This is a genomic window from Ekhidna sp., from assembly GCF_039960695.1.
Taxonomy (GTDB): domain Bacteria; phylum Bacteroidota; class Bacteroidia; order Cytophagales; family Cyclobacteriaceae; genus Ekhidna.
Genome location: NZ_JBDVKP010000012.1, coordinates 96,355 through 108,565, shown reverse-complemented (window position 1 = coordinate 108,565; position 12,211 = coordinate 96,355). Strand labels below are relative to the sequence as shown.

General features: G+C 39.4%; 12 protein-coding genes. 11 read left to right on the top strand and 1 reads right to left on the bottom strand.

The annotated features are described in order from the left end of the window. The first annotated feature begins 187 nt into the window (after positions 1–187). The 11 genes from ABJG98_RS08310 to ABJG98_RS08260 all read left to right on the top strand — a co-directional run bounded on the left by ABJG98_RS08310 (position 188) and on the right by ABJG98_RS08260 (position 11,247). Positions 188–3,037, top strand: coding sequence for a PAS domain-containing protein (locus ABJG98_RS08310; protein WP_348279036.1), 2,850 nt, complete (start codon positions 188–190; stop codon positions 3,035–3,037). A 2-nt stretch (positions 3,038–3,039) separates the two neighbouring features. Next, positions 3,040–3,486, top strand: coding sequence for a response regulator (locus tag ABJG98_RS08305; RefSeq protein WP_348279035.1), 447 nt, complete (start codon positions 3,040–3,042; stop codon positions 3,484–3,486). Between the two features lie 33 nt (positions 3,487–3,519). Beyond that, positions 3,520–5,289: a PAS domain S-box protein gene (locus tag ABJG98_RS08300; RefSeq protein ID WP_348279034.1), complete on the top strand. Its 1,770-nt coding sequence runs from the start codon at positions 3,520–3,522 to the stop codon at positions 5,287–5,289. Positions 5,290–5,303: 14 nt separating this feature from the next. Further along, positions 5,304–5,942, top strand: coding sequence for a response regulator transcription factor (locus tag ABJG98_RS08295; RefSeq protein ID WP_348279033.1), 639 nt, complete (start codon positions 5,304–5,306; stop codon positions 5,940–5,942). Positions 5,943–6,503: 561 nt separating this feature from the next. Then, positions 6,504–6,965, top strand: a complete 462-nt coding sequence (locus ABJG98_RS08290; protein ID WP_348279032.1) for a hypothetical protein — start codon at positions 6,504–6,506, stop codon at positions 6,963–6,965. A gap of 37 nt (positions 6,966–7,002) precedes the next feature. Further along, on the top strand, positions 7,003–7,419 hold the full coding sequence (locus ABJG98_RS08285; protein ID WP_348279031.1) for a SiaC family regulatory phosphoprotein: 417 nt from the start codon (positions 7,003–7,005) through the stop codon (positions 7,417–7,419). A 32-nt stretch (positions 7,420–7,451) separates the two neighbouring features. After that, entirely contained in the window at positions 7,452–7,883 is a 432-nt protein-coding gene (locus ABJG98_RS08280) for a hypothetical protein (RefSeq protein ID WP_348279030.1), read from the top strand. A gap of 10 nt (positions 7,884–7,893) precedes the next feature. Continuing rightward, entirely contained in the window at positions 7,894–8,463 is a 570-nt protein-coding gene (locus ABJG98_RS08275; protein ID WP_348279029.1) for a hypothetical protein, read from the top strand. Positions 8,464–8,486: 23 nt separating this feature from the next. Next, positions 8,487–8,855, top strand: a complete 369-nt coding sequence (locus ABJG98_RS08270) for a LytTR family DNA-binding domain-containing protein (RefSeq protein WP_348279028.1) — start codon at positions 8,487–8,489, stop codon at positions 8,853–8,855. Positions 8,856–9,113: 258 nt separating this feature from the next. After that, positions 9,114–9,440, top strand: a complete 327-nt coding sequence (locus ABJG98_RS08265; RefSeq protein ID WP_348279027.1) for a hypothetical protein — start codon at positions 9,114–9,116, stop codon at positions 9,438–9,440. Positions 9,441–9,540: 100 nt separating this feature from the next. Further along, entirely contained in the window at positions 9,541–11,247 is a 1,707-nt protein-coding gene (locus ABJG98_RS08260) for a SulP family inorganic anion transporter (RefSeq protein WP_348279026.1), read from the top strand. A 47-nt stretch (positions 11,248–11,294) separates the two neighbouring features. Here the strand turns inward: ABJG98_RS08260 and ABJG98_RS08255 are convergent, their stop codons facing one another. Next, positions 11,295–12,083, bottom strand: a complete 789-nt coding sequence (locus tag ABJG98_RS08255; protein WP_348279025.1) for a DUF481 domain-containing protein — start codon at positions 12,081–12,083, stop codon at positions 11,295–11,297. Positions 12,084–12,211: the final 128 nt, after the last annotated feature.

Sequence of the window (12,211 nt, the reverse complement as noted above, 5' to 3'; positions counted from 1 at the left end):
TAACTGTTAATAAGGGTAATATCCCCTTTAAAGGCCTCTAGTAGGTAACAGTACCTTGATTAATTAAATCCGTTTTGGACGATAATAGTGAATTATTGGTCTAATTACATAACATTTCACCTGACTGTTTTTGTAAAAACGGTTTATTTGAAATATATTCTGTAAGTAAGAATTAGCTACCACCTAGATGAAAAAGAAAGCACTACTGTTTGCAACGGTATTACTATCTGTATTTTTGTATACCGTTGCAAATGAAAAAAAGCCCAATTCTCCGCCAGAGATTTACCTTCATATTGAAGATGTAGTCATCTGTAAGGCTCCTACGGCACAAGTAGCGAATCCAACCATTATTTCGTATTTCTCTGGATTGTTTAACACAGAAAACTGGCCAGCCAGATGGTCTTGTGGTAATTGGTCCCAAACTGAAGGTTGGCTCTATATTTCATCAGATCTTTCCATTTTTCTGGCTTATTTATCGATTCCCATCATGTTGCTGTGGTTCATCAGAAAGCAGCGGATTGGGAAGCTAAAATGGTTGATTTTTTTGTTCGGTGCATTCATACTGTTATGTGGTTTCACACATTTAATCGATGTAGTGCTTTTTTGGGAACCGATGTATCGGTTGAGCGGCTTTACTAAACTTTTAACTGGTGTTGTCTCACTTGCTACTGCTACCGTTTTAGGTTTCGTAATACCGAAGGCACTGGAATACAAAAGCCCTGACATTCTTCAGGCGGAAATAGATGCACGAAAGAAGATTCAAAACCAATTTGAGACATTCGTAAAGTTCGCGCCTGGAGCCATTGCAATGTTGGATAAAGACATGAAATACATCATGGCCAACGATGGTTGGTTCAGGGACTATGGCCTTGTTGATAAGGATATCATAGGAAAATCACATTATGAAATTTTTCCACAGATTAAAGAAATGCCAGAATGGTTGGATCAGTATGAACGAGTATTGAAAGGTGAAAGGCTCAGTGCAAGTATGGACTCATTTGAGACTGACAAGGGAATAATCTATTTAAGGTGGAAGTTGGAACCCTGGATTGATTCCAACAATGATATAGGTGGCCTAATCATGTTTACTGAAATAATTACAGAAGAGGTTACGACCCAAAACAGGCTAAAGGAAAGTGAGAGAAAATTTACTAACATTTTCAACAAGGCTCAATTTGCAATAGCACTTGTTGGAGATGAAGGAATCCCGTTTTTAGTTAACAATCAATTTTGTAAGCTATTAGGATATAAAGAAGCAGAATTGACAAGCATGAAGTTTCCAGAATTTACACATCAAGAGGATGTTGCAAAGGATCGCGAGCTTTATAAAAAATTACTCGCCGGCCAAATTGATAGCTATACTATAGACAAAAGATACATTACCAAAAGGGGTGAAACTATTTATGTCAGGCTGAACGTAACACTTGTAGATGAGGGTACAGAGAAGCAATATGCGCTTGCTTTGGTTGAAAATGTAACTGATCGCGAACTAGCCATGCAAAAAGAGAAGCAATCTGAGCAAAAGGTGCATGAGATGAATGAATTATTTACAGAGGTATCCTCAATTGCGAACATAGGCTCATGGGAAGTAGATATAGCTCAAAGTAAATGCTATTGGAGCGAAACGGTCTATCAGATTCATGAACTTGAGGAAACTGTAGAAATTGGATTGGAAGACGGTATCAATTTTTATCACCCGGAATTTAGAGAGATTATTCAAAAAGCGATTGATAATGCAATTGCTAGCAAAGAATCTTGGGATCTGGAATTGAAAATCATTACGGCAAAGGGGAATGAACGATGGGTGAGAGCAGTTGGTCGGCCAGTCTTTGAAAATGAGGAAGTTGTGAAATTGCAAGGGTTATTTCAGGATATTCATGATAAGATTGAAGCGCAGAAAGAGCTGCAGGAAAAAGCGGAAGGATTAAAGATTCTCAATCAGCGATTTGATCTTGCTCAAAAAGCAGCTTCTTTCGGAGTTTGGGATTGGAATATTCCCGAGAATGAGCTCACCTGGGATGCGTTTATGTATAAGATATATGGTGTTGATGAAGGAGCTTTTTCAAGTTGTTATGAAGCATGGCAGCAAGGTGTACACCCTAAGGATAAAGAAAGGTCACACAAAGAAGTACAGCAATCATTGGATCAAGACATAAAATTTGATACGCAGTTTCGAGTGGTTTGGCCTGATGGAGTGATTAGACACATAAAGGCCTTAGGAGAAGTTTTTAGGGATGATGATGGATTACCCGTGCGTATGATCGGCGTAAACTGGGACATTACCAAAGAAGAGGTGCATGAACAAAAAATTAAGGAGCTGAACAAGACACTCAAATCTAAGGTCGATGAGCGTACGTCTGAACTGAAGACCGCTAACGAAGAACTCGAAGCCTTCTCTTACTCTGTTTCTCATGATTTAAGAGCTCCACTAAGGGCTATCAATGGATATTCAGAGGCACTTCTCGAAGATTATGCCAAAACTCTTAAGGGAGACGCACCTCAATATGTAGCTAGAATAGCCGCAAACAGTAGAAAAATGGGTCAACTCATAGATAACCTACTCGAGTTTAGTCGGATGAATCGCAAGGTGCTAAGTCATGTTTCTGTCAATACAACCACTCTGATTAAACACATCATAAATGATCTGTTTCCATCATATAAAGATGTAATTAAGATTAACCCTTTGCCTGCTATTCATGGGGATAAGGAAATGCTAGCTCAGGTTTTTTCTAACCTCATTTCCAATGCCGTAAAATATAGTTCAAATGAAGAAAATCAACAGGTCACCATTACTTCACAAGATGAAGAGGATGCCTGGATCATCTCCATTAGCGACAACGGTGTTGGTTTTAGTATGGATTATTACGATAAGCTTTTTCAGGTTTTCCAGCGTCTCCATAGTGATTCTGAATTTGAAGGTACTGGTGTAGGCCTATCGCTATGTGTCAAAATTATGAATGCTCATGAAGGAGATATATGGGCAGAATCAGAAAAAGGAAAAGGAGCAACATTCTATTTAAAATTTAACAAGACGTAGATATGAGTCTCACCAATGACGTACAAATTGTATTAGTAGAAGATAATCCGGATGATGCCGAATTGACCATGCGATCACTTAAGAATTCCAACTTCGTTAATGAAATAGTTTGGTTAAAAGATGGAGAAGAGGCTATCAATTACTTGACGGGAAAAGGAGAATATTCTAAAAGAGATCTTAATATAAAACCACGTTTGATATTGCTAGATCTGAAGCTACCAAAGCTCAATGGCATGGAAGTGTTAGAAATTATTAAAAAGAATGAAAGCCTTGATAAGATACCAGTTGTGGTAATGACATCCTCTAAAGAAAACCGTGATTTGGAAAAATGCTATGCGCTGGGAGCGAACAGCTACGTAGTAAAACCTATCAACTTTACCAATTTCATGCAAATGACTAAGGAAATAAGTATGTACTGGGTGCTGATTAACCAAATACCTGACGAGTAATTAAATGATAATGAAAAGATAAAGACTAAAGAAATGACTAGCTGGAAGGAAAGAATAAGTATTCTACATCTGGAAGACAATCCAGATGATGTGGAACTGTTGGATATAGCGCTTAAGAAGTCAAAGCTCAAGTACGAGCTTCAAAGTATTTCATCCAAGGAGGTGTTTTTGGAAGCCAACCTTGATGAATTTGATATTATTATATCAGACTATAATCTTAAGAACTATGATGGATTATCAGCAATCAAGTACGTAAGGTCAATGTATCCAGTGTTACCCGTTATTTTATTGTCTGGTACAGTCGGCGAAGAGCTGGCCGCAGACCTATTGCGAGCAGGCGCAAACGATTTCGTACTCAAATCAAATCTAAAAAAAATGCCGATCGCAATGGAGCGTGCAATGTATTCCTCCACGATCTCGCGGGAGAAACATCGGTTTCAAAAGGAACTTTTAGAGAAAAACCTGATTCTGGATACCATCTTCGATAGTTTCGAAGATATGATCTTCCTTAAAGACATAAACGGAAAATATCTAAAGGTAAACAAGGCATTTTGTGAATTTCTGAATCTTCATGAATCAGAGATAATAGGCGGATCAGAATTAGACTTCTTCCCAAATAAACCTGCCAAGAAAGCCCTTGAAAATGATGAATTTGTCAAACTGTCTGGTAAGTCGATGTCCTATGAGCTTGAATACATTCACGAGAATGGCAAACGAATTGTACTCGAGGTGAAGAAGTCTCCACTAGTCAATGAAAATTCAGTCACAGGAATCGTAGGGCAGTGCAGCAATGTAACTTCCAGAAAGATGATGCTCGAGGAAACCATCAAAGCAAAATCAATCCTCAGTCAGGCTGAAAAGCTGACCCGATCGGGGAGCTTCGAATATGACGCTGATTTAGACGTGCTGATCTGTAGTTCCAATTTCAAGCACATGCTCAAACTGCAAATAGAAGGAGACACAATCTCATTCAGGAAATTTGCTCAGCTCATCAAAGACGAAGACAGACAAATCTTTGATGAGGGAATTACAAAAGCAGTTGACAACTACGAAGAATATCACCACGAACATCGCTTTTATATAAATAAAAAGAATGATTCGACTGTCGGCAACTTTAAAGTAGTATTACGACCAGACTTCAAAGATGAAAAGGGGGTCCGATTCTACGGTACCTTGGTCGATGTAACCGCCGAACATGAAAGTCAAATCAAACTCATGGAACGACAAGAGCAAGATAGGCAGGAGCTTGCCCGGGAGCTTCATGATAACCTTGGACAAAAAATGAATGCAATTAGCATGTTTGTGAGCAAGATATCAGAAAAATATCCGGACAGTGATATGAATAAAGTCAAGGACCTGGCTCATGAGTCCATTGACGATTTAGGGTATCTGATAAATAATATTTCTGCCAAGCAGATCGAGGAGCATAGCTTAAACTACGCCATTGAAAAGCTAATTGAATATATGCCAGACCAGATCAACGTAAATAGCAATTATGATCTCAAAGAAGATGACATTTCTCCATTTGTAAAGTCACAAGTTTATCGTGTTATTCAAGAATCACTAAACAATGTAGCTAAGTACAGTGAAGCTACTGAAGTACAGATGAATATTAAACGTGATGGTGGATTGCTAAGTCTCAATATAGAAGACGATGGGAAGGGATTTGTAGTAGAAGATGTACTTAATGGAAATGGATTGCAGAACATTACTCACAGAGTTCGAAGAGTAAATGGTTTAATAAATATTGACTCCAAGGTTGGAAGTGGAACACGAGTAATGGTAAAAATGCCAATCAACTAAATCTAAAATAGCCTATGCGCACATTATTACTTGTAGATGACCATCAGATTATAAGAGATGGTATCCGATTTTATTTTGAAGGGGACGAAGAATTTGTCATCAAAGATGAAGCTGAAAACGGATTGGAGGCACTGGAGCTATTAAAAGAGAATGAGTACGATATAGTTCTCACTGATATCAATATGCCTGTTATGGATGGAGTGGAATTCATGAAAAGTCTGAGGGAAAATTACCCGGACCAAAAGATACTCGTATTATCCATGTATAATGAAGCCGGATACATCAACAAAATGATTGCATTAGGAGCTAATGGCTATGTGCTGAAAAAGTCAGATAAGAATGAACTGGTAGATGCCATTAAGAAGGTTCTTGATGGAAAGGATCATTACTCTGACGAAGTGTATAAGACAATCATTGGCAATATTGCAGGCAGAAAGCCCAAGGAACGGCTTACATTGGAGGCCGATTTATCAGAGCGAGAAAAGGAAGTTTTGGTACTTATTACCAATGAATATTCCAATCAGGAAATAGCAGACAAACTCTTCATCAGCATTCGCACAGTAGAGACGCACAAGCGAAACCTGCTGGAAAAAACCGGATGCAAAAATATCGCAGGTCTGGTAATGTACGCAGTGGAGCGTAACATCGTGTAAAAAAACAGTCGTACTTCTATTGTAGGTAGTTTTATCAAAGCAAACTATAATTATTAGAAGCTTCTTCAAACTACTCCTATTTAGCTTGCTATTAGCATTTCAATGTCACCAATGAGCTAGCGCGTCGAATTCAAATTTATTTTCACTTATAAAATCTAGTTCAATTAGCTACTGAAATAATTTCAGACTTCTAGTTGTACACATGCTTGTTATGCTCCAGGTATCACCTTGAACTGTCCTGCCGCGAACAGGCGGAGTTTATTAACAGTAAGCCTATCCATCTGATATACTGAAACAATTTCAGTGTGACTCTTTTACTGTGAGTCTAGTTCTGCTATGTGTCACTCGCTTAGGATCGTTCCACTACCAAAATCACGTAATCCAAACTCAGGAAATTAACCATACGTGAATCTCGCAATATCCTAAGTGCTTCAACGATACGCATCTCACATGCTCAAATAAGCGATTTTCGGAATCTTTCAAAACACGAATTTCCCTCTCACACAGGGGTTACGATTTTTTCAATTTTGAATCATCAAAGAATTAAAAACACATACGAAAATGAAAAAGTACATACTACTATCGCTTCTTTTTGCCGCAGTTCTAGGAACCGCATCAGCACAAAAAGTAATCATCAAAACTTATGTTGAGAGAACTCACATGAGTCCGAAAACAGGAACCGCCATCGGGTTTGAAAATCGCTTCTTATGGGAATATGGAGTATTCTTTCAGGAAGCTTCTTTAATGGAATCATTCATGATGAGTGAGCAAGACAAAGAAGCGCTTCCACGACACTATGAAAAAGACTTCTCAGGTATCTACTTCGCAGTGCCTATAGTGGCCAGAGAAAGCTTTTTGCTAAAAGCCAATGTAAGAACAGGCGTATCCAATGGGGAAAACTTTGTAATCACACCATCTGTGCTTGCAGATTTCATGCCTGTGAAACATGTTCGATTGGGACTAGGTGTGGGCTCGAGAGCTTTCCGCCCAACAATCCAGGCTTCTGTAGCCCTTTCATTCTAAGCATAAAAATCAGTAAGGAACAAGTAACACAAGAATCATGAGCGCACAAATGATACATACCAATATTCAGGAAGAGATTTCTCCACTACGATTAGTAAAAAGTGAACTGAAAGTATTCACCACCAGATATCTGGAAAGTTTGAACCTGATCACAGCAGTAGGATGGAGTGTAACAGACGATGCCTGGATCAAATACTGCCAAATATTGGCTGACATGGAGACGCATCTATTGAGAAAAGATGATCTGACTATCTATTTCAAATTCGAGCTTTTCAATTCATCATCTGCTAGCTACCTCTTCAAAATAATCCAACGATTCAATGATGCGCATGCAGCAGGAAAAACTGTAAAGATCTATTGGAGCTGCGCCCTTGACGATGACAATGAAATGCTAGACGCAGGCCTGGACTTTGCAGCCATGTGCGACTTTCAATTCAAGATTTCTAATCTATAGCAAAACAAAAACCACCATGAAAAGACATAGCCATGAAAAAAATACTCACAACAATTATCCTGATTACAGCAATGCAAATGACTGCAAATGCCCAAACCCTAACAGGTCAAGCATTTCTTCAGCAAACTGTGATGGGAGCTCAGCAAGGATTCGGATTGAGAATTCAGAGTCAGAAAGGCTGGGGACTGGGTCTGATGCATCAGGCCAATTTGAAATCAACACAAGAGAGTCTGGGAGAGAAGTATCCCTTCTACGGGATGGAGGCAATAGTTCCATTAACCAAATGTGGAAATATGCGCTTCTTCTTTACACCGAAGGCAGGGTTTGTAAATGAGCAATTCTTCATCATCATGCCAGAGGTAGAAACAGAAATCAAGATTACCGATATGTTTTCAGCAGCTATTACAGCTGGTATTCGAGCGAGACAGTCGGCCACTGGAATCAAACTTCTTATACACTTATAAGATTACTGCCATGAACAAGTTATTAGCAACACTTCTTGTCACACTTCTGTTAGCCGCGCTCTTTTCTTGTGAGCCAGCACTAGAAGATCCCTATGAGAACTTCGTCATCCCTTCAGGGAAACACGACAATGGCTGGAAGATGCAATCACTTCAGTCAAAGACGCTCAGTTTCTCTGCCATTTTCAATCAATCGGCAATTTATGAGACGCAGACACAAGAGAATCAGCATGACATCAATAAGCTCATGGGATTTGCAGATTGCAACTCAAACCATCACCAAAACAGCGCACGCTTTGGTTGGCGCTGGTTAGAAGGGAAGCTTGAGATTCATGCCTACGCCTACGTGAATGGCGAAAGAAGAACAGAACTGATTGGCATTGTGGATCTGGATCAGGCTTTTGATTACCAGCTTCAATTGACCAATGATCACTATGTATTCTACCTGCAAGGGTATGACCTGGTGAAAATCGAACGAAATGCACCATGTACTAGAGGGCTGTACTATATGCTCTATCCCTACTTCGGAGGAGATGAAACAGCACCGCACGACATACTCATACAAGTTTTAACCAAATACTAAACACACATAAATTGACTACCATCATGCAAGTATTAAAATCAGAAACACTAAACATTAGTGACAAAATTGACCAGTTTGAAGGAAGTATATTCCTCAATGTGGGCAGACAGATACAACGCGTATCTCTCAAAAGTATCCAGTACATCAAAGGATACGGAGACTACATGAAAGTGAAATGTGATAATTCATCTCACACGGTTCATATCACCATGAAAAACCTGGAAGAAACCTTGCCGAGGACTGATTTCTATCGACTACATAAGTCATACATCATTCGATTGGATCAGATCGAAAATATAACATCATCTCATGTACAAATAGCGGACACACATATACCGATAAGCAGAAACTGCAAACAAGAACTACTATCACTCATCCCATGGGTAAAGTAAGAAATGTGTTTTTTGGTGGTTAGTCAAGGGTGACCCTCATACCGGGTCACCCTTTCATAAGCGAAGAAAGATTCATGTGTTGCCAAATAAACCATGTGATTAAATAAGCGAATTCCTCTTCAAAAAGCCTACTCTGTAAAAAGAGTGGGTTTTTTATTTGCTAAGATTCAAGGTTAGTTTCACCATTTGCCACTTTAATCGAAATGCATGTTGGGCATCCAAGAAAATATCTAAATTACCTTCCTAATCTCGTGTTGAATGTTTCGTAAAGAGCATCTACTAAATTACTTCGCCATCCTTCTGATGGGTTTGATTACCCTCTCAGAGGTTAGTCTCTTGCTAAGCGACGAGCAAGCAGAGGAAACCAAAGAAGAACGAGAACTTAAGGAAGAAGTCAAAGAAAAGGAGACTGAGCGAGAGATTGTTCTTTTACTGGGAAGTTTTGATCTCGCTTCCGCTACCCATTTTAATTTTCGCTTTTTAGCACATCTGGCAGATGATTATCTTATCAAGCTACCGCATCGTGCGCGTACAGGAGCTTCCCTCGTTATTCAGCATTGCTGTCTCAAAATCCCATTCTGTTAATTCATTAAAACCACTTTAGGCCTTTATTTTTTGTATTCCTCACGCATTCTCGATGAGGTAATACTCCTTTCCTATTTCATAAAATTGAATTAATAGAATCATGAATGATCAATCTAAAAATATATTTGTGTATCTACGTAGAGATGCACTTGCTGGGACTGTTACAGGTGTAATGGCAGTTCCATTGACTGTCGGCATTTGTTTAATGTCCGACTACCCAATAATGACAGGGTTATACACTGTAATTTTTGCTGGCATCGTCAGCTTCATCACTTACTTATTCAGACCGGGAAATTATACTGGAATGCCGGGAGTAGCAGCAGGGTTAGCACCAGCACTTGCGCTGGGTGTTAGTTCATTTGGTATGGAAAACATGCCATTCGTGATTGCACTTACTGCACTTTTTCAGGCCGCCGTATGGAAATTTAAGTGGGAACGTTTTATCCTACGTGTAGTTCCTCACTACTTGGTAGAAGGGCTTTTGGCAGGTGTAGGGTTAAAAATAGCCCTCAAGTTTGTACCGTTTCTTTATGACATAGAACACGAAACAGATACTTGGTTAAATCTGGAAAGAGAAATTGTAATCGCACTTAGTATTGTCTCATTCATACTTTTTGTCATGCTTTACAAATCGTACAAAAAGCGGATGCCTGCTCTCCCTTATGTGGTGATTATGGTCACAAGTTTTGCACTAAGTTTCTTTTTACCGCTTCCTCGAGTGGCAATAGATTCCATTCCATTTCAGCTGAGTGCACCACTTCCGCACCTTGACGGGATGGGGCAGTCTGAAACACTCTTTACTTTATTAAAAATGGTGGGTTTTGCACTTATGCTTGGTTCGATAGATGTTATAGAACAAGTAATGAGCCACGTGGCAATTGAAAAGATGGATCCCAGAAAACGTAAAGCAAATACCAATAATGGTTTGCTACCAGTCTGGATTTCGAATCTGGGAGCTACATTTTTCGGCGGAATGACCAACCTGGATGGTTTAGCAAAAAGCACAACCAACACCGTAGCAGGAGCCGTGACCAAGCTCTCCAATCTATTTACTTCACTTGTACTTGTGATGGTCGTACTTTTCCCGTCTATCCTGGAGCACCTACCGGAGTATGCACTTGGAATTATTATGGTATACTCTGGATGGAAAATGATTGCCAACATTGCGAATGTAAGATCAGAAGGAAGGTATGCACTAATTATGGCCGTAGTATGTGGTATTCTCGTATTTGAGATGGGAATATTTGAAGGACTGTTACTTTTATTAGGCGTTCATGCCGGTATTCAATACGTATTCATGAGGAGACTGGGACAATCGACCAGCGATATCATTGCAGAATTCAAAAACACATTTAAACCTGATGTACAGCCTGTATTAGAAAAGGCTGATATCATGCAAGAGCTGCGGGTTCCAGTTTTGAATAAATGGGTTCGAGCAGTCAATGATCATGACATTGATACCCTCATGGATCTCTATGCTGATAATGCCATGATGATTCCTGCTTTTTCTTCAAAAATCAGAAAATCGAAAGGCGAAGTGCAGGGATTGTATCACGACCTGTTTGAGAAAGATGATGTGAAAGTCGTTCCAGTCGATATTGTAACACAGCGAATTAACGGTCTGAAGGTGGATAGTGGGGTTTACGAATTGATTTGGAAAAGCGGAGGGTTTGAGAAACGGAATAAACTTCGATTTTCATTCGTGATTCAAGATCAAAAAATTACATCGCATCATTCAAGTATTGAGCCTGGAGATCAGCTGTCAATAGATTGTCCGGAGGCTTACGAAGAAACATATACCCTATAAATAACAATGGAAAAACCTGCTCTCTAAAAAGGGCGGGGTTTTTTTATCTAGAAAGTAACTTCAAGAGCAGAAAATGTATTGAGCCAAAACTTATCAATAGGTACCAATGGGGCAAAGTCATAAATGACTTGGAGGTTGACTGCAAAAGCGATGTTTTCAGTAAATGAATAAGAGAAGCTCGTAGAGCCTGCCCACCGGGGGTTATTAAAGATATCATTGAACTCATCTTGGAAATACAGGGCTCCTTCGAAGCGAATCTTTTCGGATAACGCTCGTTTGGTACTTAGGTAGACATTAAGCTTTAATACTTTCCTTTCTACATCATCCATTATTAGTGGCAGTCGATCTTCGGGCACTCCTCGATAATTCCAAAGTTCATATTCATAGAATGGACCAACCCCAGCAAACGCTCCACCTTTTTGTGATTTAAATATTTTATATCGCAAGTTCGACCCTACCGCTATTTTTTGATTGAGACCCCTCGCTTCTGCCCATTGATACTGAACATAGTGTTCTAGCACAAAAGGATTGTCATAAAACGTCTTAAATTTCCCATACATAAATCCGCCACTAAGAATAGTTTCACTTCCGTCTCTGGTCAACTCAAATTTATTGGCAGCAGTGATTCCGTGATTTTTAAACCTGAAAGCCACGTCTGCTCTGTTGGTTAATTCCACATAAAGCTGACGTTGTGTTTTTATTTCCAGTGATGGAGATATTGAGCCCTTAAAATTTCTGGTGGTATCAAAAATTACGACAAAACTTTCTGGAAAGAGTAGTTGGGAACTGGCATAAAAGGGAAGGCAAATGGCGGTAATGACGATCAATCGCTTCATAGCATTTTTTCATAAAGCTAGTGCGTTCTGGATTCAACAGTTAAAAAAACCGACCTGTTTTGCAGGCCGGAATCATTAATAACCCCATTACAGTATTGAAGGTATTCCATCTACGATTTTAACTGGTA

Bases quoted from the DNA above. Each gene is read 5' to 3' on its own strand.
- ABJG98_RS08275 (WP_348279029.1), top strand. From the start codon at position 7,894: ATGAACAAGTTATTAGCAACACTTCTTGTCACACTTCTGTTAGCCGCG.
- ABJG98_RS08265 (WP_348279027.1), top strand. From the start codon at position 9,114: ATGTTTCGTAAAGAGCATCTACTAAATTACTTCGCCATCCTTCTGATG.
- ABJG98_RS08255 (WP_348279025.1), bottom strand. From the start codon at position 12,083: ATGAAGCGATTGATCGTCATTACCGCCATTTGCCTTCCCTTTTATGCC.
- ABJG98_RS08300 (WP_348279034.1), top strand. From the start codon at position 3,520: ATGACTAGCTGGAAGGAAAGAATAAGTATTCTACATCTGGAAGACAAT.
- ABJG98_RS08295 (WP_348279033.1), top strand. From the start codon at position 5,304: ATGCGCACATTATTACTTGTAGATGACCATCAGATTATAAGAGATGGT.
- ABJG98_RS08285 (WP_348279031.1), top strand. From the start codon at position 7,003: ATGAGCGCACAAATGATACATACCAATATTCAGGAAGAGATTTCTCCA.
- ABJG98_RS08305 (WP_348279035.1), top strand. From the start codon at position 3,040: ATGAGTCTCACCAATGACGTACAAATTGTATTAGTAGAAGATAATCCG.
- ABJG98_RS08260 (WP_348279026.1), top strand. From the start codon at position 9,541: ATGAATGATCAATCTAAAAATATATTTGTGTATCTACGTAGAGATGCA.
- ABJG98_RS08310 (WP_348279036.1), top strand. From the start codon at position 188: ATGAAAAAGAAAGCACTACTGTTTGCAACGGTATTACTATCTGTATTT.
- ABJG98_RS08280 (WP_348279030.1), top strand. From the start codon at position 7,452: ATGAAAAAAATACTCACAACAATTATCCTGATTACAGCAATGCAAATG.
- ABJG98_RS08290 (WP_348279032.1), top strand. From the start codon at position 6,504: ATGAAAAAGTACATACTACTATCGCTTCTTTTTGCCGCAGTTCTAGGA.
- ABJG98_RS08270 (WP_348279028.1), top strand. From the start codon at position 8,487: ATGCAAGTATTAAAATCAGAAACACTAAACATTAGTGACAAAATTGAC.